Origin of the sequence: Hydrogenophaga sp. NH-16 (assembly GCF_004006415.1) — a bacterium.
Taxonomy (GTDB): domain Bacteria; phylum Pseudomonadota; class Gammaproteobacteria; order Burkholderiales; family Burkholderiaceae_C; genus Hydrogenophaga; species Hydrogenophaga pseudoflava.
In genome coordinates this window covers 3006317-3026685 of record NZ_CP029344.1, presented here as the reverse complement: position 1 = coordinate 3026685, position 20369 = coordinate 3006317, and the positions used below count along the sequence as shown (strand labels likewise).

The 20369-nt window shown below is 64.2% G+C and carries 21 protein-coding genes; 19 read left to right on the top strand and 2 right to left on the bottom strand.

Features of this window, described 5'->3' with window-relative positions; translation table 11 throughout:
• Positions 1-24 precede the first annotated feature (24 nt).
• The 8 genes from DD542_RS14560 (at position 25) to DD542_RS14525 (ending at position 8571) form a co-directional block, all read left to right on the top strand.
• Positions 25-264, top strand: coding sequence for a TIGR04438 family Trp-rich protein (locus tag DD542_RS14560; protein ID WP_066151530.1), 240 nt, complete (start codon positions 25-27; stop codon positions 262-264).
• 116 nt (positions 265-380) lie between these two features.
• Positions 381-2237, top strand: a complete 1857-nt coding sequence (gene ilvD, locus DD542_RS14555; protein WP_066151803.1) for a dihydroxy-acid dehydratase — start codon at positions 381-383, stop codon at positions 2235-2237.
• Between the two features lie 38 nt (positions 2238-2275).
• On the top strand, positions 2276-3079 hold the full coding sequence (gene lgt, locus DD542_RS14550) for a prolipoprotein diacylglyceryl transferase (RefSeq protein WP_066151529.1): 804 nt from the start codon (positions 2276-2278) through the stop codon (positions 3077-3079).
• A gap of 108 nt (positions 3080-3187) precedes the next feature.
• Positions 3188-3856 carry a GntR family transcriptional regulator gene (locus tag DD542_RS14545; protein ID WP_127806137.1) on the top strand — a complete coding sequence of 223 codons (669 nt, stop codon included), beginning with the start codon at positions 3188-3190 and terminating at the stop codon, positions 3854-3856.
• Entirely contained in the window at positions 3853-5193 is a 1341-nt protein-coding gene (locus tag DD542_RS14540) for a malonyl-CoA decarboxylase family protein (RefSeq protein ID WP_127806136.1), read from the top strand. Before DD542_RS14545 ends, DD542_RS14540 begins: the two co-directional genes overlap by 4 nt.
• Before the next feature lie 40 nt (positions 5194-5233).
• Positions 5234-6223, top strand: a complete 990-nt coding sequence (locus DD542_RS14535; RefSeq protein ID WP_066151523.1) for a tripartite tricarboxylate transporter substrate binding protein — start codon at positions 5234-5236, stop codon at positions 6221-6223.
• Between the two features lie 21 nt (positions 6224-6244).
• On the top strand, positions 6245-7012 hold the full coding sequence (locus DD542_RS14530) for an enoyl-CoA hydratase/isomerase family protein (RefSeq protein WP_127806135.1): 768 nt from the start codon (positions 6245-6247) through the stop codon (positions 7010-7012).
• 17 nt (positions 7013-7029) lie between these two features.
• A complete protein-coding gene (locus tag DD542_RS14525; RefSeq protein ID WP_127806134.1) occupies positions 7030-8571 on the top strand; it encodes a malonyl-CoA synthase in 1542 nt (513 codons plus the stop codon).
• Between the two features lie 59 nt (positions 8572-8630).
• On the opposite strand, the gene DD542_RS14520 is transcribed toward DD542_RS14525, so the two are convergent.
• Positions 8631-9074 (bottom strand): universal stress protein, encoded by a 444-nt coding sequence (locus DD542_RS14520; protein ID WP_066151517.1) that lies wholly within the window; start codon positions 9072-9074, stop codon positions 8631-8633.
• Positions 9075-9170: 96 nt separating this feature from the next.
• On the opposite strand from DD542_RS14520, the gene DD542_RS14515 reads away from it, so the two are divergent.
• The 9 genes from DD542_RS14515 to DD542_RS14475 all read left to right on the top strand — a co-directional run bounded on the left by DD542_RS14515 (position 9171) and on the right by DD542_RS14475 (position 17286).
• Positions 9171-11555, top strand: coding sequence for a cation-translocating P-type ATPase (locus tag DD542_RS14515; RefSeq protein ID WP_241559560.1), 2385 nt, complete (start codon positions 9171-9173; stop codon positions 11553-11555).
• Positions 11556-11600: 45 nt separating this feature from the next.
• Positions 11601-11738, top strand: a complete 138-nt coding sequence (ccoS, locus tag DD542_RS14510) for a cbb3-type cytochrome oxidase assembly protein CcoS (protein ID WP_066151515.1) — start codon at positions 11601-11603, stop codon at positions 11736-11738.
• A 67-nt stretch (positions 11739-11805) separates the two neighbouring features.
• Positions 11806-13251: a cytochrome-c oxidase, cbb3-type subunit I gene (gene ccoN, locus DD542_RS14505; RefSeq protein WP_127806133.1), complete on the top strand. Its 1446-nt coding sequence runs from the start codon at positions 11806-11808 to the stop codon at positions 13249-13251.
• Positions 13252-13264: 13 nt separating this feature from the next.
• Entirely contained in the window at positions 13265-14008 is a 744-nt protein-coding gene (gene ccoO, locus DD542_RS14500) for a cytochrome-c oxidase, cbb3-type subunit II (RefSeq protein ID WP_079365653.1), read from the top strand.
• Between the two features lie 12 nt (positions 14009-14020).
• Positions 14021-14158 (top strand): cbb3-type cytochrome c oxidase subunit 3, encoded by a 138-nt coding sequence (locus tag DD542_RS14495; RefSeq protein WP_079365654.1) that lies wholly within the window; start codon positions 14021-14023, stop codon positions 14156-14158.
• A gap of 30 nt (positions 14159-14188) precedes the next feature.
• Complete coding sequence (gene ccoP, locus DD542_RS14490) at positions 14189-15103, top strand: cytochrome-c oxidase, cbb3-type subunit III (protein WP_127806132.1); 915 nt, start codon at positions 14189-14191, stop codon at positions 15101-15103.
• A 138-nt stretch (positions 15104-15241) separates the two neighbouring features.
• On the top strand, positions 15242-16615 hold the full coding sequence (gene ccoG, locus DD542_RS14485; RefSeq protein WP_127806131.1) for a cytochrome c oxidase accessory protein CcoG: 1374 nt from the start codon (positions 15242-15244) through the stop codon (positions 16613-16615).
• A 93-nt stretch (positions 16616-16708) separates the two neighbouring features.
• Entirely contained in the window at positions 16709-16945 is a 237-nt protein-coding gene (locus DD542_RS14480) for a FixH family protein (protein ID WP_164868405.1), read from the top strand.
• 47 nt (positions 16946-16992) lie between these two features.
• Positions 16993-17286, top strand: a complete 294-nt coding sequence (locus DD542_RS14475; RefSeq protein ID WP_066151503.1) for a hypothetical protein — start codon at positions 16993-16995, stop codon at positions 17284-17286.
• Between the two features lie 78 nt (positions 17287-17364).
• Here the strand turns inward: DD542_RS14475 and fnr are convergent, their stop codons facing one another.
• Positions 17365-18084 (bottom strand): fumarate/nitrate reduction transcriptional regulator Fnr, encoded by a 720-nt coding sequence (gene fnr / locus DD542_RS14470; protein WP_079365657.1) that lies wholly within the window; start codon positions 18082-18084, stop codon positions 17365-17367.
• Between the two features lie 177 nt (positions 18085-18261).
• On the opposite strand from fnr, the gene hemN reads away from it, so the two are divergent.
• Complete coding sequence (gene hemN, locus DD542_RS14465) at positions 18262-19641, top strand: oxygen-independent coproporphyrinogen III oxidase (RefSeq protein ID WP_066151499.1); 1380 nt, start codon at positions 18262-18264, stop codon at positions 19639-19641.
• A gap of 50 nt (positions 19642-19691) precedes the next feature.
• Entirely contained in the window at positions 19692-20366 is a 675-nt protein-coding gene (locus DD542_RS14460) for a sulfite exporter TauE/SafE family protein (protein WP_127806129.1), read from the top strand.
• Positions 20367-20369: the final 3 nt, after the last annotated feature.

Below are 20369 nucleotides of genomic sequence, written 5' to 3'. Positions count from 1 at the left end.
ATCGGACCTTTACCGGAGGGTGTGATGTATTTGTTGGCTGTCGGAATTGCCTTGTTGCTGATGAGATACCTGGAGATCGGTTTCATGGCCGGGGTGTCGTGGTGGTGGGTCGCGGTGCCTTTCGGTTTGACGGTTGCCTGGTGGACTTGGGCTGACACCACCGGCTACACCAAGCGCAAAGAAGTCGAGAAGATGGACAGGAAGAAGAAAGAGCGCATCGACAAGCAGCGCGCAGCGCTCGGCATCCGGACACGCAAGCGCTGAATCGCGCGGTAGCCGTCCCCCTTGCCCCGGCTGGGCTTTCAGATGCAAGGCGCATGGCCCTGCGGGATAATTTGAGGTTGACAGCCCGCATTCCGTTCATCAACATCATCCGCCCCATGCCTGCTTACCGCTCCAAGACTTCCACCGCCGGCCGCAACATGGCTGGTGCCCGCGCTCTCTGGCGCGCCACTGGCATGAAGGATGGCGACTTCGCCAAGCCCATCGTCGCCATTGCCAACAGCTTCACGCAGTTCGTGCCTGGTCATGTGCACCTCAAGGATCTGGGCCAGCTGGTGGCGCGCGAGATTGAGGCCGCTGGTGGCGTCGCCAAGGAATTCAACACCATTGCGGTGGACGACGGCATTGCCATGGGGCACGACGGCATGCTGTATTCGCTGCCCAGCCGTGAGCTGATCGCCGACTCGGTGGAATACATGGTCAATGCCCACTGCGCCGACGCGCTGGTGTGCATTTCCAACTGCGACAAGATCACACCCGGCATGCTGATGGCCGCCATGCGCCTGAACATTCCTGTGGTGTTTGTCTCCGGTGGCCCCATGGAGGCGGGCAAGGTGCGGCTGGCCAATCCGCAGACCCAGACCATCGAGATCAAGAAGCTCGACCTGGTGGACGCGATGGTGATGGCCGTGGACAGCAAGGTGAGCGAAGCCGATCTGGCCGAGGTCGAGCGTTCGGCCTGCCCGACCTGCGGATCCTGCTCAGGCATGTTCACCGCCAATTCCATGAACTGCCTGGCGGAAGCGCTGGGCTTGGCGCTGCCGGGCAACGGTACCGTGGTGGCCACGCACGCCGACCGCGAGCAGTTGTTCAAGCGCGCCGGTCGCACGGCTGTGGCGCTGTGCGAGCGCTATTACGAACAGGGCGATGAGTCGGTGTTGCCGCGCTCGGTGGGCTTCAAGGCCTTCGAGAACGCCATCACGCTGGACATCGCCATGGGCGGGTCCACCAACACCATCCTGCACCTGCTGGCCATCGCACAGGAGGCCGGGATCGACTTCACCATGGCCGACATCGACCGCCTCTCGCGTGTCGTGCCGCAGCTGTGCAAAGTCGCGCCCAACACCAACAAGTACCACATCGAAGACGTGCATCGTGCGGGCGGCATCATGGCCATCCTGGGTGAACTGGACCGTGCGGGCAGGTTGCACACCGACGTGCCCACCATCCACGCCAAGACCATGAAGGACGCGCTGGAACAGTGGGACATCGCGCGCAACCCGTCAGACGAGGTCAAGACCTTCTACATGGCCGGCCCGGCGGGCATTCCGACGCAGGTGGCGTTCAGCCAGTCCACGCGCTGGCCCAGCCTCGACCTGGACCGTGCCGAAGGCTGCATCCGCTCCTTTGACCATGCATTCTCGAAAGAGGGCGGTCTGGCCGTGCTGCGCGGCAACATTGCGCTCGACGGTTGCGTGGTGAAGACGGCGGGGGTGGACGAGTCCATCCTGGTGTTCGAGGGTTCGGCCTATGTCACCGAGTCCCAGGACGAAGCGGTGGCCGAGATCCTGGCCGACAAGGTCAAGGCCGGCGACGTAGTGATCGTGCGCTACGAGGGTCCCAAGGGCGGCCCAGGCATGCAGGAGATGCTCTACCCCACGAGCTACATCAAGTCCAAGGGCTTGGGCAAGGCCTGTGCGCTGCTCACCGACGGCCGCTTCTCCGGTGGCACGTCCGGCCTGTCTATCGGCCACTGCTCGCCCGAAGCGGCGGCCGGCGGCGCCATCGGCCTGGTGCGCCAGGGCGACCGCATCCGCATCGACATTCCCAACCGCAGCATCAATGTGCTGGTGAGCGATGAGGAGTTGGCCAAGCGCCGCGCCGAGCAGGACGCTCTGGGCTGGAAGCCGGCCCAGCCGCGCCCGCGCAAGGTGACCGCCGCGCTCAAGGCCTACGCCTTGCTGGCCACCTCGGCCGACAAGGGTGCCGTGCGCAACCTGTCGATGCTCGACTGACCGGAGAGGGTCATGGCCTGCGTGCACAATCGCAGGCCATGTTGATTCATCCCCAGATTGATCCCATCGCCCTGCAGCTTGGCCCGCTGGCCATCCACTGGTACGGGCTGACCTACCTTGCGGCCTTCGGGCTTTTTATTTTGCTCGGGCGTGCTCGGCTGAAGCACGAGCCCTTTGCGTCGGTTCGAGCGCCCAGACCCTGGGAGGGCAAGGATGTCGAGGACATCCTGTTCCTGGGGGTTATGGGTGTGGTGCTGGGCGGGCGCATCGGCTATTGCCTGTTCTACAAGCCTGCGTACTACCTGAGCCACCCGCTGGAGATCTTTGCGGTCTGGGAGGGTGGCATGAGCTTCCACGGCGGCATGCTGGGCGTGCTGGTGGCGATGGTCTGGTACGCACGTAGCCGCCAGCGGCCGTGGCTGCAGGTGATGGACTTCGTGGCGCCCTGCGTCCCCACTGGTCTGGCCGCCGGTCGGGTGGGCAACTTCATCAACGGCGAACTCTGGGGGCGGGTGGCCGACCCGTCGCTGCCATGGGCCATGGTGTTCCGCGGCGCAGGTGACCTCCCGCGGCATCCCTCGCAGGTCTACCAGTTCCTGCTGGAAGGTCTGCTTCTGTTCGTCCTGTTGTGGTGGTACGCGCGCAAACCGCGCGCGACGGGGCAGGTGGGCGGCGCCTTCCTGTTCGGCTATGGCCTGTTCCGCTTTACCGCGGAGTTTTTCCGGGAGCCGGATGCCCACCTGGGCCTGTTGTCTTTGGGCATGAGCATGGGGCAGTGGCTGTGTGTGCCCATGGTCCTCGGCGGTGCTGCGTTGTGGGTCTGGGCGGGTCGACGCAGCTGAAGGCGTCCGACGTGTTCTGAGGGTTTGTACGGGCTTGCGCCCGGTGGGCCTCTCTCTAGAATTATCTGTAATTACAGGTAATCACGAAGCGGGTTCTCCCGATGCTTCATGCGACTGGTGCTCAACTCCCTTCACGATGAGGTGGCCGCCAAGTTGCGCGACCGCATCTTTGCGGGGGACCTGGCGCCAGGGCGATTCATCGACGAACCGGCACTCTGCGCCGAGCTGGCGATCTCCCGCACGCCCTTGCGCGAGGCGCTCAAGGTGCTGACGGCCGAAGGGCTGGTGAGGCACGAGCCGCGGCGCGGCTGCTTTGTGAGTGAAATCACCGAGCGCGATCTGGACGAGATCTTTCCGGTCATTGCTCTGCTGGAAGGGCGGTGCGCGTTCGAAGCTGCCACCAACGCGACCGACGCCGATCTGGCAGCGCTGGAACAGTTGCACGACCGCCTGCAGCGCAGCGCCAAGGCCAAGCGCATCACCGAGTACTACGAAACCAATTACGCGATTCACGAAGCCATCATCGTGCTGGCCAACAACCGCTGGCTGGCGCAGGTGATCGGCGACCTGCGCAAGATCGTCAAGCTCGCGCGCCTGCAGCAGCTGCATGCGCCCGGCCGGCTGGAACAGAGCCTGTCGGAGCACATGGCGGTGTACGCCGCACTCAAGGCCAGGGACGCCGAGGGGGCGGAGGCGGCGATGCGGACCCACCTGATCCGCCAGCGCGTGGCGCTGCGCGACCTGGCCCGTCTCCACATCTCGAGGATCTCCGCATGAACACCAGGGAATGGCTGAGCGAAAGGGTTTCCCGCCTGCGTGCGCAGGCCGCGAAGCCCCAGCCGGCACCTGTGCGCTCCACGCACGAGCGGCTCAAAGCCCGCCTGCGGCAGGGAGAGGAAGCGCTGTCGCCCCGGGCGCTGCGTCAGAAGCTGGACGAGCTCAAGGGCATCGTCGATCCGCTGGTCAGCGAAGTGGAAGGCGGCCGCCGCGCCGGGGAACTGATCGCCTGGTACGCCAGCGCCTCGCCGGCCCACCGGCGCGATCTGTGGCTGCTCATGAGCGAGCGCTTCGTGGCCGACCCCGAGCAGGTCAAGGCCGCGCAGCAGAAATACGCCGCCGCGGTGGGCACGCCCGACGAAGCCGCGGCCGAGGTGCTGTACCGCCGCGCCACCGTGTCGCCGCGCCGGCGCCTGCTGCAGCGCTTCAGCGCCCACCCGGACGGCATTCCTTTTCTGGTCAACCTGCGCGCCGAGATGCAGCCGCAACTCAAGACCGACAAGCGCCTGCTCGCGCTGGACGTGGAGATGGAGTACATGTTCTCCACCTGGTTCGATGTGGGCTTTCTGGAACTGCGCCGCATCAGCTGGGACTCGCCCGCGTCGCTGGTGGAGAAGCTCATCAAGTACGAGGCGGTGCACGACATCCGCAGCTGGGGCGACGTGAAGAACCGACTGGACAGCGACCGCCGCTGCTACGGTTTCTTCCACCCGCGCCTGCCGGGCGAGCCGCTGATCTTCGTGGAGGTGGCGCTGATCAACGAGATCGCTCCCAGCATCACGCCGCTGCTGGACGAAGCCGCCGCGCCGGCCGACCTGGACCGCGCGACCACGGCAATCTTCTATTCCATCAGCAACACCCAGGCCGGACTGCGCGGCGTGAGCTTTGGCGATTCGCTGATCAAGCGCGTGGTCGAGTGCCTGCACGAGGAGTTTCCGCGCCTCAAGACCTTTGCCACGCTCTCGCCGATTCCCGGGCTGCGGGCCTGGCTGGGCAAGCACGCGCCGGCCGAGTTGCTGCAGGCCTGGGAGGCGGCGCCAGATCTGGCCGAGAAGTCGCCTCCGCGCGTGGCCCTCAAGCAGTGGGCGGCGCGTTACCTCGCCCAGGAGCTGCAGGATGGCAAGCCGCTGGATGCGGTGGCGCGCTTCCACCTGGGCAACGGCGCGCGCATCGAGCGCCTGAACTGGGCCGCCGACCCGTCGGCCAAGGGATTCAAGCAGTCCTACGGGCTGATGGTCAACTATCTCTACGATCTCAAGAAGCTCGACAGGAACCGGTCCGCCCTGGCACAAGGCAAGATCCCGGTCGCCCCGGCGATCAAGGACCTGCTGGCCTGACGCGAAACACTTTCACCACAACCACAACGGAGACAAACCGATGCAAGCAACAGGATTCAAGCGGCGCGATGTGCTGCGCGCGGTCGCGGCAGGCGCCGCGGTGTACGGCACCGTGGGCCATGCCCAGGGCAGCTGGCCGACCAAGCCGGTCACGATGATCGTGCCGTTCCCGGCCGGCGGCGGCACCGACGCCTTCGCGCGCCCGATGGCGGCCCAGTTCACCAAGCTCTCGGGCAAGTCCCTGGTGATCGACAACCGCGGCGGCGCTGGCGGCACGCTGGGCGCAGGCATCGCGGCCAAGGCGGCGCCCGACGGCTACACCCTGTTCATGGGGGCGGTGCACCACACCATCGCTCCGTTCATGTACCCGAAGCTGGACTACGACCTTGAAAAAGACTTGGTGCCGCTGATCCTGGTGGCCAGCGTGCCGCAGGTGCTGGTGGTCAATGCCAAGAAGCATGGCGGCATGGACTTCAAGGCCTTCCTGGCCGAGATCAAGGCCAACCCCGGCAAGCTCAACTACGGCTCGGCCGGCAGCGGCACCTCGCACCACCTGGCCGGCGAGCTGTTCAAGCAGCAGAGCAAGACCTTCATCACCCACATCCCGTATCGCGGCGCGGGCCCTGCGCTCAACGACCTGATTGCCGGCAACGTCGACATGATGTTCGACGGCCTGGGCTCATCGGCCGGTCACATCAAGGGTGGCCGCATCAAGGCGCTGATGGTGTCGGGCACCAAACGCAACGCCGCGTTCCCCGACGTGCCCTGCGCCGCCGAGCTGGGCCTGCCCGAGTACACCGTGACCACCTGGTACGGCATCTGGGCACCCAAGGGCACGCCGGCCGACGCGCAGGCGCGGGCCATCGAAGAGATCCGCAAGGCTGCACAGGCCGACGAGGCCAAGACGGTCTGGGCGGCCCAGGGCGCCGAGTTCCCGAACCTCAGCGGCGCCCAGTTCGATGGCTTCGTCAAGGCCGAACTGAAGAAGTGGGCGCAGGTGGTCAAGGCCTCGGGCGCGAAACTCGACTGATCTGTCGCCACTGTCCCGCCCATGTCCGGTCACATCCGCCTGCACCTTGAAGACGCCATCGCCCGCGTCACCCTGAGCAACCCGTCCAAGTTCAACGCCATGTCGCGCGCGATGTGGCGCGAGCTGCGGCAGGTGTTCACCGGGCTGCAGCAGCGCAGCGAGCTGCGTGCCGTGGTGGTGGCTGGTGAGGGCGGGCACTTCTGTGCGGGCGGTGACATCGCCGAGTACACCGACTTCCGCTTTCACCCAGACGGCTTGCGCGATTTCCACGAGAACGACGTCTGGGGCGGCCTCTCGGCCGTGGTGGACTGCGACCTGCCCGTGATCGCACAGATCGAGGGCAACTGCATGGGGGCTGGCGTGGAGATCGCCAGCTGCTGCGACATCCGCGTGGCAGGGCATGGTGCCCGCTTCGGTGCCCCGATTGCCAAGCTGGGCTTCCCGATGGCGCCGCGCGAGGCCGCGCTGGTGGCGCGCGAAGTGGGTCTGGCCACTGCGCGGCAGATGCTGCTGGAGGCCGCGGTGCTGGACGCGCCGACCCTGCTCGCGCGCGGCTTCCTGCACACCGTGCTGCACGACGCGGATGTGCCCGCCGAGGCCCGGCAACGCGCCCTGCGCATCGCCCGCCTGGCGCCGCAGGCCGCGCGCCTGAACAAGCAGACCTTGCGCGCGCTGGCGGGCGGGCAGGGCGCCGAAGCCCTGGTACCCACCGCCTACGACTACGCCGACAGCGCCGAACACCGCGAGGGTATTGCCGCCTTTCTGGCCAAGCGGCCGCCGAACTTCTGAACCTCCCACGCCACACCATGAGCAACCAGAACCTGTTCGTCGCACTGCGCGACGCCTTCCCCGCCGACCTCGACCGCGCGGCGGTGGAGACCGACAACGGTCTGTCCTATTCCTGGCGCGATCTGGACCGCGCCACGGCCATGATGGCCAACCTGCTGGACTCGCTGGACCTTCCTCCGGCTTCGCGCATCGCCGTGCAGGTGGAAAAGTCGGTCGAGGCCATGGTGCTGTATCTGGCCACGCTGCGTGCGGGCCATGTGTTCCTGCCGCTGAACACGGCCTACCAGAGTGCCGAGATCGAGTACTTCATCGGCAACGCCGAGCCTGCCGTGGTTGTCTGCAGCCCGAGGAACCACGGCTGGGTGAGCAAGATCGCATTCACCGCCGGCACCCAATACGTCTTCACACTGGGCGACGACCGCACTGGCAGTCTGCTGGAGCGCGCGGCCCATTGCAGTGACGGCCACGTGCCCGCAGTCCGGAGCGACGACGACCTGGCCGCCATCCTCTACACCAGTGGCACCACCGGCCGCAGCAAGGGTGCCATGCTCACGCACGGCAACATGCGCAGCAACGCGCTGATGCTGCGCGACTACTGGCAGTGGCAACCGGACGACGTGCTGATCCACGCGCTGCCCATCTTCCACGTGCACGGCCTGTTCGTGGCCATCCACGGCGCCCTCATCAACGGCAGCAAGATGATCTGGCTGTCAAAGTTCGATCCGAAGCTGGCCATCAGCAAGTTCCCGGAAGCCACCGTCTTCATGGGCGTGCCCACGCTGTACGTGCGCATGCTGGCCGAGCCGTCGCTGACGAAGGCGCAGGCCGCGCACATGCGTCTGTTCATCTCCGGCTCGGCGCCGCTGCTGATCGAGACCTTCACCGAATGGCAGCGATGCACGGGTCACACCATCCTGGAACGCTACGGCATGAGCGAGACGGTGATGCTGACCTCCAACCCCTGCGGCCCGGACGCGCGCTACGGCGGCGCCACCGAGCGCCGCGGCGGCACCGTGGGCTTCCCCCTGCCCGGCGTGACGCTGCGGGTGATGGAGGAGGACGGCAAGGCGGTGGCGCCGGGCGAGATCGGCGGCATCCAGGTGAAAGGCCCGAACGTGTTCAAGGGCTACTGGCGCATGCCCGAAAAGACAGCGGAGGAATTCACCGCCGACGGCTTCTTCCGGACCGGCGACGTGGGCAAGGTGGACGAACGAGGCTACGTCACCATCGTCGGCCGCAGCAAGGACCTGATCATCTCCGGCGGCTACAACGTCTACCCGGCCGAGATCGAGGGTGTCATCAACGACATGCCAGGCGTGGCCGAGAGCGCAGTGATCGGCGTGCCACACCCGGATTTCGGTGAGGTGGGCGTGGCGGTGATCATCGCCAAGCCTGGCGCCACGGTGGACCCGGACCGGGTGATCGCCGAACTCAAGGCAAAACTCGCCAACTTCAAGATTCCCAAGCGTTGCGTGATGGTCGACGAACTGCCGCGCAATACCATGGGCAAGGTGCAGAAGAACCTGTTGCGCGATCAGTACAAGGGCGCGTTCGCCTGAACCTGGCGCTGCAAAACAAAAAGGCCCGCAGTCGCGGGCCTTTTGCTTGAGGGGCTCGCTCAGCGCAGGACGAGCACGGGGATGTGAGAATGCGTCAGCACCTGCTGCGTCTCGCTGCCCAGCAACAGCCGCTTGATGCCCTTTCGGCCGTGCGAGGCCATCACGATCAGGTCCACCTTGTTGCGCTTGGCTGCGGCGATGATGGCTTCGGCGATCAGGTCGGACTTGACGGTGATCGGCTTGACCTTGACCTCCCGTTTCTGTCCCGCGGCCTTGACCGCGTTGACCGCCTCCATGGCTTCATCGTTCCACTGCTTCTCGATGCGGGCCACTTCCGCTGCCGCCAGGGCCACACCGCCTTCGAAATAGGTCTGCGGGTAGCGCGGCACCACCTTCAATGCCACGACCTCGGCACCGGTGATGTCGGCCAGGCCAATGGCGTGTTCGACGGCCATGTTGGACAGTTTGGAGCCATCGGTGGCCACGAGGATGCGCTTGTACATGCTGATCTCCGGTTGTGTTGTGGTTGAAAGGACAATATAGGCTACGCATTGACCGCCCGGTAGCGGTTGACTTAAATCAACTGCATGAAAAGCGACTTGAACTACCCTCGCGGCATGAACGAGGCCGCCACCGCGCCCCCGGTGGGGCTTTTGCTGGGCAACGAACCGTCTGCCCAGTCGCAGCGCGGGGAAGACCCTTTCGGACCACATCGCGGGCCGCTGACCGTCACCGATGACTTTTCGGTGCTCGACGACCCGGTCGAGCTGAACGACTTCACTGAATTCAAGGAAATTGACGGCCAAACGGTGGCCGAATCCGTGCTGATGGTGCAGGGCATGTACTGCGCTGCCTGCGCCGACACGGTGGAATGCGCCTTGCAGGACCTGCCCGGCGTGCGCAGCGCGCGGGTTCATGCCGCGACGCGCCGCCTGATGCTGCAGTGGGAACCCGGTGCCACCCGCATGTCGTCGCTGGCCGACGCCGTGGGCCAGGCCGGGTACCGCCTGCTGCCGCTGCAGCAGGCGCTGTCGATTTCCGAACGCCTGAAGGAAACCCGGCTCGCGCTCTGGCGCCTGTTCGTGGCCGGCTTCTGTGCCATGCAGGTGATGATGTACGCGTGGCCAGCCTACGTGGCCGAGCCCGGCGAGATGCCTGCCGACATCGACCAGCTGCTGCGCTGGGCCAGCTGGGTGCTCAGCGTGCCTGTGGTCACTTTTGCCAGCGGACCGTTCTTCAGGGGTGCGTGGCGCGACCTCAAGCTCGGTCGTGTCGGCATGGACACACCGGTGTCCATCGGCATCCTCGTGGCCTTCCTGGCCAGCTCGGCGGCCACCTTCGATCCGACAGGGCCCTGGGGCCATGAGGTCTGGTTCGACTCTTTGACCATGTTCGTGTTCTTCCTGCTGGGGGGGCGCTACCTCGAACTCAAGGCGCGGGACCGCACCGCCGGCGCGCTGGATGCGCTGATGAACCGCCTGCCCGAGGTGTGCGAGCGGCAGACCGCCGACGGGCGTTTCGAATCGCTGTCGGTGCGCCGTCTGTCGGTGGGCGATGTGGTGCGGGTGCAGGCGGGCCAGGCTTTCCCGGGAGACGGGCGGCTGCTCAGCGGCACCGCGACCGTGGACGAAGCGCTGCTCACCGGCGAGTCCGATCCTGTGACCCGCCGACAGGGCGATGGGGTGGTGGCCGGCAGCTACAACCTGGCCGGGCCGGTGCTGGTCGAGGTGCTGCGCCTGGGGCGCGACACCCGGTTTGCCCAGATCGTGGCGCTGATGGAAAAGGCCTCCACCGAGAAGCCGCGCCTGGCCGTTTTGGCCGACCGCATTGCGGCGCCATTCCTCGTGCTCGTGCTGGCGGCGGCCGCGCTCGCGTTTGCATACTGGTGGCAGATCGACCACTCGAAGGCGCTGGCCGTCGCCGTGGCTGTGCTGATCGTGACCTGTCCCTGCGCCTTGTCGCTGGCCACGCCGGCGGCCATGCTGAGCTCCGCTGGAGCTCTGGCTCGGCGCGGCATTCTGGTGCGTCGCTTGCAGGCGTTCGAGACACTGGCAGAGGTGGGGGCGGTGGTGTTCGACAAGACCGGGACGCTCACCTACGACCGCCTGGCGGTGACGGGCCAGCGATTCCGTGAGGGGGCGGACCCCCGGCAGGTGCTGGCGCTGGCCGCCGCCATGGCCGAAGGCTCGCTGCACCCTGTGTCCCGTGCCATCGCCGCCTTCGCGCATGAGGCGGGTGTGTCTACTGTGCGCATCGATCTGAACGAGGTGACCGAGGCGGCAGGGCAGGGGGTGTCTGCCCGGAACGCGCACGGTGACCTGCTCCGCATGGGGTCGGCGGCCTTCTGTGGTTTGGCCAGCGAGGGTATGGAAGCGCCTGCTGGCCGTGTGCACCTTTCGGACGCGCAGGGATTGCTGGCCAGCTTTGATCTGAGCGAAGGGGTGCGCGAGGACGCGGCCCCGGCCGTGGCGGCCCTGCACCAGTCCGGGCTGCGCACCTGGCTGCTGTCGGGCGACCGGGAAGCGGCCGCTCGGGCGGTGGGGCAGACGGTGGGGGTGCAGAACGTGGTGGCGGGTGCCTCACCCGAGCAGAAGCTGGCTCAGATCGAGTCCATGCAGTCGCAGGGGCTCCGTGTGGCGATGGTGGGCGATGGTCTCAACGATGGTCCGGTGCTCGCCAGGGCCGACACCTCGTTCACACTCGGTCATGCGGCGCCGCTGGCGCAGGCGCAATCCGACTTCATCCTTCAGGGCGGCAAGGTCCAGGACGTGGTGTTGACCTTGCGGCAGGCCCGGTTCACGATGCGCATCGTTCGTCAGAACCTCGTATGGGCCGCGCTGTACAACCTGGTGTGCGTCCCTCTGGCACTGGTCGGCTGGATGCCGCCGTGGCTGGCCGGTCTGGGGATGGCGGGCAGTTCGTTGCTGGTGATCCTCAACGCGCTGCGGCTGGCCGCGCCACCGCGTGAGCAGACCGGCGCCTGAACCGGCTCTTGGCGTTTCAGATTGAGATTATTTCAAGGAGCCGACATGGACATCCTGTATCTGTTGATACCCGTCTCTATCGTGCTGGTCTTCGCGATCATCGGCGTGTTCTGGTGGGCACTGCACGCCGGTCAGTTCGACAACGTCGAGCGCGAGGGCGAACGCATTCTTAGAGGCGATTGACGTAAGTCAAGGCGTTCACTGGGTTACATGTGGACACTTCGCCGGTGGCATTAATGAGGAGTTCTGTATGTCCGTAACAACAAAGACCGGCCAACCGGCGGTCTACAACGACAGCGTCGTCCGCTGGTTCTCCATTGCAGCCGTGATTTACGGCGTGGTGGGCATGCTGGTGGGCGTCATCATCGCGGCCCAGCTGACCTGGCCCGAGCTAAACATGGGGATCGAATGGATCACCTACGGCCGCCTGCGGCCGCTGCACACCAACGCCGTGATCTTTGCTTTCGGCGGCAGCGTGCTGTTTGCGACCAGCTACTACGTCGTGCAGCGGACGTGCCACACCCCCTTGTTCTCCAACAAGCTGGCTTGGTTCACCTTCTTCGGCTGGAATGTGGTCATCCTGTCCGCGGTGGTCACCCTGCCAATGGGCCTGACCCAGAGCAAGGAGTACGCCGAACTGATCTGGCCGATCGACTTGCTCATCGCCGTCACCTGGGTGGCCTACGCGATCGTGTTCTTCGGCACCGTCGGCATCCGCAAGGTGAAGCACATCTATGTGGCCAACTGGTTCTTTGGTGCCTACATCATCACCATTGCCCTGCTGCACATTTTCAACAACCTGTCGATCCCGACCAGCCTCACGCATTCCTACTCCGCCTATGCCGGCGTGCAGGATGCGATGGTGCAATGGTGGTACGGCCACAACGCCGTGGGCTTCTTCCTGACCGCCGCCTTCCTGGGCATGATGTATTACTTCATCCCCAAGCAGGCCGAACGTCCGGTGTACTCGTACCGCCTGTCGATCGTTCACTTCTGGGCCCTGATCTTCACCTACATGTGGGCGGGCCCCCACCACCTGCACTACACCGCGCTGCCCGACTGGGCGCAGTCGGTCGGCATGGTGTTCTCTCTCATCCTGCTGGCCCCCAGCTGGGGCGGCATGATCAACGGCATCATGACCCTCTCGGGTGCATGGCACAAGCTGCGTGACGACCCCATCCTGCGCTTCCTGATCGTGTCCCTGTCGTTCTACGGCATGTCCACCTTCGAAGGCCCGATGATGTCCATCAAGACCGTCAACGCGCTGTCGCACTACACCGACTGGACCGTGGGTCACGTGCACTCCGGTGCTCTGGGCTGGGTGGGTCTGGTGTCCATGGGTTCGCTGTACTACCTGATCCCGCGCCTGTTCGGCCAGAAGAAGATGTACTCGGTGCCAGCCATCGAACTGCACTTCTGGATCGCCACCATCGGCATCGTGCTGTACATCGCCGCGATGTGGATTGCCGGTGTGATGCAGGGCCTGATGTGGCGCTCGGTCAACCCCGACGGCAGCCTGACCTACACATTCGTTGAATCGGTGAAGGCCACCTTCCCGTTCTACGTGATCCGCCTGGTCGGTGGTCTGCTCTACCTGAGCGGCATGGTGCTGATGCTCTGGAACGTGGTCATGACCGCGATGCAGGGCAAGGCCCACAACGCCCCTGTCATGGCCGTCAACCCCGCCCACGCCTGAGGAGAAGAACAACATGGCACACAATGAACCCGTGACTGGTCACGCAAGGATCGAGACCAGCAACTTCCTGATGATCGTCCTGATCACCCTCGTGGTGGCCGTGGGCGGTCTGGTGGAAATCGTTCCCCTGTTCTTCCAGAAGTCCACCACCCAGCCGGTGGAGGGTCTCAAACCCTATACCGCGCTGCAGTTGGCGGGGCGTGATGTATACGTGAGCGAAGGCTGCTACAACTGCCACTCGCAGATGATCCGGCCGTTCCAGGCCGAGACGCTGCGTTACGGCCCCTACTCGGTGGCTGGCGAGTTCGTGTACGACCGCCCCTTCCAATGGGGTTCCAAGCGCACCGGTCCGGACCTGCATCGAGTGGGCGGTCGATATTCGGATGAATGGCATCGCGCTCACCTGAACAACCCGCGCGATGTGGTCCCCGAGTCCAACATGCCTGCCTATCCGTTCCTGGCTGAAAAGACCGTCGATGCGGACGTGCTGCCCAAGAGAATGGAAGTGTTGCGCACGCTGGGTGCCCCGTACAGCGACGAAGAAATTGCCAAGTCCGTGGAAGAGGTCAAGGGCAAGACACAGATGGAGGCGGTCATCGCCTATCTGCAGGTGCTGGGCACGGCACGCAGCGCCGCCAAGCTCGCGCCCGCAGCCGCTGCTCCTGCAGAGGCTGCTCCCGCCGCCGCACCTGAAGCCGCAGCTCCCGCAGCAGAGGCACAGACGGCCGCGCCGGCTGCCGAGGCGAAGACCCAATAAAGGGGCGAGACCATGGACATCAACGATCTTCGCAGCATCGTCACGGCGATCAGCCTGCTGACCTTTGTCGGCATCCTGGTCTGGGCCTGGTCCAAACGCAATCAGCGCGATTTCGAGGAGGCGGCCCAGCTGCCTTTCCAGGACGACTGAGCGATTGCGGAACGAACACGAGAAAACATCATGAGCGACTTCATCAGCGACTTCTGGCACCTCTACGTGGCCGGTATCACGCTCGTCAGCATCATCGCCTGCGCGGTGCTGCTGTACATCAGCGGCACGACCAAGGCTGCCACCCACGCCGACAACACCACGGGACACGTATGGGACGGTGACCTGCGTGAGATGAACAACCCCCTTCCCAAATGGTGGGTGTACCTGTTCATCATCACCGTGGTCTTTGCCCTCGTGTACGGCGCCCTTTACCCGATGTTTGGCAAGTTCCAGGGTGCCCTGGGCTGGTCGTCCCAGGGGCAGCACGCCGCAGAGGTGAAAAAGGTCGAGGACGCCATTGCCCCGATCTATGCGAAGTACAACGGCATGAAGCCGGAGGAGATCGCGGCCGACGCCCAGGCGATGGCTATTGGCGAGCGCCTGTTCATGAACTACTGCGCCCAGTGCCATGGTTCCGACGCCCGCGGCGCCAAGTCCTTCCCCAACCTTGCCGATGGCGACTGGCTGGGTGGTTCCGATCACGCCTACATCAAGACTACGATTGCACAGGGGCGTACCGGCGTCATGCCCCCGATGGCTGCGGCTGTGGGTGGTCCTGAAGACGTCAAGGACGTGGCCCACTACGTGCTCAGCCTCTCCGGCAGCCCGAACGATTCGGTTCGTGCTTCGCAGGGTAAGGCCAAGTTCGCAGCTTGCGCGGCATGCCACGGTCCCGAGGGCAAAGGCATGGCAGCGGTGGGTGCCCCCAACCTGACCGACGGCGTCTGGCTGCATGGCTGGGGCGAAGAGGCGATCATTCGTGCCGTCAACAATGGTTTCAACAATCATATGCCGCCGCAGGCCGCGCTGCTGAACGAAGCCCAGATCAACGTGCTGGCTTCCTACGTCTGGGGTTTGTCCAACAAGCCTGCCGCCAAGCAGTGATGGCCTGAAGCCAGTTACTTCTCTCCCGCCAGGTCATCCGTGAGTTCTCCAGCGCCAGACGCCACAAGCACTGTTAAGCCCCCCGTGATTCCCATCGTTCCCGAGACGCCGAAAGGTGTCCCGGAGGACGATGAGGTGATGGTTTCCCTCTACGCCTCGCGAAAGAAGATCCATCCCCGTTCGGTGTCCGGGCTGTTCTCCAAGTGGCGCTGGGCGCTGGTCTGGTTCACCCAGATCATCTTTTACGGATTGCCCTGGCTGGAGTGGAACGCCCGCCAAGCGGTGCTCTTCGATCTCGAAGCGCGCCGCTTCTACATTTTTGGTCTGGTCCTTTACCCGCAGGACTTCATCTACCTGACAGGACTGCTGGTCATCTCCGCGCTGGCGCTGTTCCTGTTCACTGCGGTCGCCGGTCGCCTCTGGTGCGGTTATGCCTGCCCCCAGACCGTCTACACCGAGATCTTTCTGTGGATCGAGAAGAAGGTGGAGGGGGACCGCTCGGCGCGGATCCGGCTGGACGAATCGAGCCTGGACGCCCGCAAGGTCGGCAAGCGTTCGCTCAAGCACGCCCTGTGGGTCCTGTTCGCCCTCTGGACCGGCTTCACGTTCGTTGGCTACTTCACACCCATCCGGGAGCTGGCGAGTCTGAGCCTGGCCGCTTCACTGGGGCCTTGGCAGACCTTCTGGATCTTCTTCTACGGCTTCGCGACCTACGGCAACGCGGGCTTCATGCGCGAGCAGGTCTGCAAGTACATGTGTCCCTACGCCCGCTTCCAGAGCGCCATGTTCGACAAGGACACGATGATCGTGACCTACGACAAGGCGCGTGGAGAGCCGCGCGGAGCACGTTCGAAGAAAGCCGACCCCAAGACCCTGGGCCTTGGGGCTTGCGTCGACTGCACGCTCTGCGTGCAGGTCTGTCCGACGGGCATCGACATCCGCAACGGACTGCAGTACGAATGCATTGGCTGTGGTGCCTGCATCGATGTCTGTGATGAGGTGATGGACAAGGTGGGCTATCCGCGAGGACTGGTCAAGTACTCGACGCAGAACGGCATGGCCAAGGGCTGGACCCGTGAGCAGATGGTCCGCCACGCTTTCCGTCCCAGGGTGCTCGTCTACTCCAGCGTTCTGGCGGTCATCACCCTGGCTGTGTTTGTCAGTCTCTTCCTGCGCACGCCGCTGAAAGTTGATGTGATTCGCGACCGTGGCGCGCTGGCGCGCATGGTGGAGCAGGGGCGCATCGAAAACGTGTTCCGCCTGCAGATCATGAATGCGACCGAGTCGCCGCAGCGCTACCAGATCAGCGTCGACGGTCTTGAGGGCGTGATGATCGCGTCGGAAACCGAGGTGGACGTGCTTTCCACTGAAGTGCGTTCCGCCGCCGTGCGGGTGCAGATCCCGCCCAACGCCGCACCCGCCGGATCGCACCCGATACGGTTCACCGTCCGGTCCACCGCCGCTGATGCGTCCGAGGTCGTGGAGAAGGCGGTCTTCATCGTTCCGCGCTAAACTGGATTTATAAGCCTTATGGAACAAGTCATGTCAGCAATTTCTCGTCCAGTTGACCGCGCACCAAGCACACCTTGGTGGAAGGTCCCGCACATGTGGATGGTGGTGGGCGGTCCTTTGCTGGTCATCATTGCAGGTCTGGTCACCGTGGTCATCGCCGTGAAGAATCCAGACCCTGTGCTCAACAAGTCCGATTACGAGAGGGATCTTGCGGCGGCTCAGCGACTGGAAGGGCAGGCCAAGGTCGATGCGATGGCCAAGTTGCAGCCGGCCCATCAGGCCCGCAATCACGCCGCCTCCCCCGTCGTCCCGGCGGCACCCTCCAAGTAGGACGCCACACCACCGGATGTGACAACACAGGAGTGAAGGTGACGCTCATGAATGCTCAGCGGTGGATGTGGATAGCTTGGCCTGCCTTTCTGGTGGCTGCCGTGCTTGAGATGGTTGTTTTCGCCATGGTCGACCCTGGTGATCTCCATTGGTTCGGCAGCCCCCTGGAGTTGTCTCGCCAAGCCATCTACACCTTGGCGTTCTTTGTGTTCTGGGGCGTCACCATGGCATCGAGCGCGCTGACCACCCTGTTGTCCATGTCTCCGTTCGAAGTCAACCGCTGCCCGGTTCCCGAAGCGGAGCGCCCCCGGGACTGCGCCCGCAACGGCGGGTGCGGCTAACCCTCGGCTTGCACACAAAGAGAAACCCCGCTCAGGCCTTGGGCCCAAGCGGGGTTTCTTTCGTTCAAACGCCCAGACTCAACGGCAGCTCTGAGGGTTCACGATCTGCTTGAGTGCATCGGTGTTCTTGATGTGTACGTAGCGTTGTTTGACTTCGATGGTGCCTTCCTCAACGAACTTCGAGAAAGTCCTGCTCACGGTCTCGAGCTTCATGCCCAGGTAACTTCCAATCTCCTCCCGGGTCATCCGAAGGATGAGCTCTGACTGCGAGAAACCTCGTGCATGCAGACGCTGGACGAGATTGAGAAGGAACGCTGCGAGACGTTCCTCGGCACGCATGCTGCCCAGCAGCAGCATGACACTGTGATCGCGGACGATTTCCCGGCTCATGATCTTGTGGACATGGTGTTGCAGTGTGGTGAACTCCCGCGAGAGTTCCTCGACCTGGTCAAACGGCATCACACAGACCTCGGCGTCCTCAAGCGCAATCGCGTCGCAGGAATGGCGGTCGCTGACGATGCCGTCCATGCCGATGATTTCTCCGGTCATCTGGAAGCCGGTGACCTGGTCTCGCCCATCGGCCGTGGTCACGCAGGTTTTGAAGAAGCCCGAGCGCACTGCGTAGAGCGAAGTGAACTTGTCGCCGGTGTTGAACAGCGCGGTTCCCCGCTTGATCCTCCTGCGCGTGGAGATCACGGTGTCCAGCTTGCCCATTTCCTCGGGATTGAGGCCCATTGGCAAACACAACTCCCGAAGGTTGCAGCTGGAACAGGCGACTTTGATGCTGTGAATGTCCATAAATCTTCCAGATTTCGCCCGAAGCTTAACGCATGGCCACAAGTGCCAGCAAGGCGGGCGCTCTCATCCTCGTTGCGAGCATGGGGGAAAACCCGGGGCTTGGATGGCCCTTGATCTTGATCAAGGGTGCGATTTCCGCCTTGGTGCACATTCGCGCTGAGAACTGGAGAATTGTTTGTGAGTCACGCCATTTCAGACGAATTGCTCAAGCGATTCGACATCCCGGGGCCCCGCTACACCTCGTACCCCACCGCGGACCGCTTTGTAGAAGCGTTCACGGAGAGCGACTACATCCAGGCGCTGGAACAACGTCGGGCAGGCTCGCTCGCGTTGCCGCTGTCGTTGTACGTACATATTCCTTTCTGCGAGTCTGTCTGCTACTACTGCGCCTGCAACAAGGTCATCACCAAACACCACGAAAGGGCTGCGGAATACCTGCGGTATCTGTCGCGTGAGGTGGAGCTGCAGGTACAGCATTTCGGCAAAGGGCATGCCGTGTCCCAGCTGCATCTGGGAGGAGGGACGCCCACCTTCCTGTCCGACGCCGAGCTGGAAGACCTCCTGACGATGATCCGGCGCAACTTCACGCTCGTGCCCGGAGGCGAGTACTCCATCGAGGTTGACCCCCGCACGGTGACGGACCAGCGCTTGCAGACACTGGCCAGGTTGGGTTTTAACCGACTGAGTTTCGGTGTACAGGATTTCGATCCCGCTGTTCAGAAAGCGGTGCACCGGGTTCAGCCGGCCGAACAGGTGTTCGCTCTGGTCGAGACAGCCCGCAAGATCGGGTTTGAGTCGGTGAATGTGGACCTCATCTATGGATTGCCGCTGCAGACCCCTGAGTCGTTTGCCCGTACGCTTGCCCAGGTCAACCAGTTGCGCCCCGACCGCATCGCGCTGTATGCCTACGCGCATCTTCCGGCGCGTTTCAAGCCGCAACGGCGAATCGTCGCTGCCGAGTTGCCCAGCGCGGGAGACAAGCTGTCGATGCTGTCGGCTTCACTGGATGCGATGAGTGATGCGGGGTATGTCTATGTCGGCATGGATCACTTTGCGCTGCCCACGGATGCGCTGGCGGTGGCCAAGCGGCAAGGGCGCCTGCACCGGAATTTCCAGGGCTACAGCACGCAGCCGGATTGCGACCTGATCGCTTTGGGTGTCTCGGCCATCGGCCGCATTGGTGCGACCTACAGCCAAAACGCCAAGACGATCGAGGAGTACTACGACGCGCTGGACCAGGGGCGGCTGCCGATCGTGCGTGGACTGGCACTGACCAGGGACGACCTGCTGCGCCGCTCCGTGATCATGTCGCTGATGTGTCAGGGGCAGCTTCAGTTCGAATCGATCAACCTGGGGCACCTGATCGACTGCAAGAGCTACTTTGCGCGCGAGTTGGAGGTACTGGCTGGCTATGCCGAGCACGGACTGGTTCGCATCGACGACTCAGGTGTGGAGGTGACGCCGTCGGGCTGGTATCTGGTTCGCGCCATTGCCATGGTTTTCGACAAGAACCTGCAGGTCGACCAGGACCGGGCGCGTTTCTCCAAGATCATCTGACTCGCGTGGTTTCGAACCGGCGCGAGGGCTGCGACTGCTAGAGTTCTGCCATGCAAACATCCATGGCACTCACCGCACTGTTCATGGGGATCGCTGGAGGTCCCCATTGTGTTGCCATGTGTGGTGCCGCGTGTGCAGGCATCAGCCGTGGCGGGACTGGGCGCCAGAGCACATCGGCTCTGCTGACCTTCCAGGCCGGACGACTTCTCGGTTATTCCCTCTTTGGTGCTTTTGCTGCAGGGTCGGTGCAGGGTTTGGCATGGCTCGGAACCAACACTTCGGTGATCCGGCCGGTCTGGACCATGTTTCACGTGGCGGCGATGCTGCTCGGGTTGGTGCTGATCTGGCAGGCTCGCCAGCCAGCCTGGCTCGACGGGTTGGCCCAAGGCGTCTGGCGCAGGACGCGTCCTGTGCTCGGGCGGCTGGGAGCCAAGGCTCCCGCGGTGCTCGGCGTCGCGTGGGCCCTGATGCCATGCGGGCTGCTGTATTCCGCGCTGATGGTGGCGTCTTTGTCGGCCAACGCGATGGAGGGCGCGATGATCATGGCGCTGTTCTCTACTGGGACGTCACTGTCATTGACCATCGGTCCCTGGCTTTTGCTGCGTTTGCGAGGCGACGGCTCGGGTGGCTGGGGCATCCGGCTGGCAGGTATTGCACTGGCCGCCACCTCCGGTTGGGCACTCTGGATGGGAATCACCGATCCCACCGGTCTGTGGTGCGCGTGAGCC

Bases quoted from the DNA above. Each gene is read 5' to 3' on its own strand.
- DD542_RS14525 (WP_127806134.1), top strand. From the start codon at position 7,030: ATGAGCAACCAGAACCTGTTCGTCGCACTGCGCGACGCCTTCCCCGCC.
- ccoS (WP_066151515.1), top strand. From the start codon at position 11,601: ATGGACATCCTGTATCTGTTGATACCCGTCTCTATCGTGCTGGTCTTC.
- DD542_RS14520 (WP_066151517.1), bottom strand. From the start codon at position 9,074: ATGTACAAGCGCATCCTCGTGGCCACCGATGGCTCCAAACTGTCCAAC.
- DD542_RS14540 (WP_127806136.1), top strand. From the start codon at position 3,853: ATGAACACCAGGGAATGGCTGAGCGAAAGGGTTTCCCGCCTGCGTGCG.
- fnr (WP_079365657.1), bottom strand. From the start codon at position 18,084: ATGGACATTCACAGCATCAAAGTCGCCTGTTCCAGCTGCAACCTTCGG.
- DD542_RS14535 (WP_066151523.1), top strand. From the start codon at position 5,234: ATGCAAGCAACAGGATTCAAGCGGCGCGATGTGCTGCGCGCGGTCGCG.
- DD542_RS14530 (WP_127806135.1), top strand. From the start codon at position 6,245: ATGTCCGGTCACATCCGCCTGCACCTTGAAGACGCCATCGCCCGCGTC.
- ccoN (WP_127806133.1), top strand. From the start codon at position 11,806: ATGTCCGTAACAACAAAGACCGGCCAACCGGCGGTCTACAACGACAGC.
- DD542_RS14545 (WP_127806137.1), top strand. From the start codon at position 3,188: ATGCGACTGGTGCTCAACTCCCTTCACGATGAGGTGGCCGCCAAGTTG.
- DD542_RS14475 (WP_066151503.1), top strand. From the start codon at position 16,993: ATGAATGCTCAGCGGTGGATGTGGATAGCTTGGCCTGCCTTTCTGGTG.
- DD542_RS14460 (WP_127806129.1), top strand. From the start codon at position 19,692: ATGCAAACATCCATGGCACTCACCGCACTGTTCATGGGGATCGCTGGA.
- ccoG (WP_127806131.1), top strand. From the start codon at position 15,242: ATGGTTTCCCTCTACGCCTCGCGAAAGAAGATCCATCCCCGTTCGGTG.
- DD542_RS14560 (WP_066151530.1), top strand. From the start codon at position 25: ATGTATTTGTTGGCTGTCGGAATTGCCTTGTTGCTGATGAGATACCTG.
- DD542_RS14495 (WP_079365654.1), top strand. From the start codon at position 14,021: ATGGACATCAACGATCTTCGCAGCATCGTCACGGCGATCAGCCTGCTG.
- ccoP (WP_127806132.1), top strand. From the start codon at position 14,189: ATGAGCGACTTCATCAGCGACTTCTGGCACCTCTACGTGGCCGGTATC.
- ccoO (WP_079365653.1), top strand. From the start codon at position 13,265: ATGGCACACAATGAACCCGTGACTGGTCACGCAAGGATCGAGACCAGC.
- ilvD (WP_066151803.1), top strand. From the start codon at position 381: ATGCCTGCTTACCGCTCCAAGACTTCCACCGCCGGCCGCAACATGGCT.
- DD542_RS14480 (WP_164868405.1), top strand. From the start codon at position 16,709: ATGTGGATGGTGGTGGGCGGTCCTTTGCTGGTCATCATTGCAGGTCTG.
- lgt (WP_066151529.1), top strand. From the start codon at position 2,276: ATGTTGATTCATCCCCAGATTGATCCCATCGCCCTGCAGCTTGGCCCG.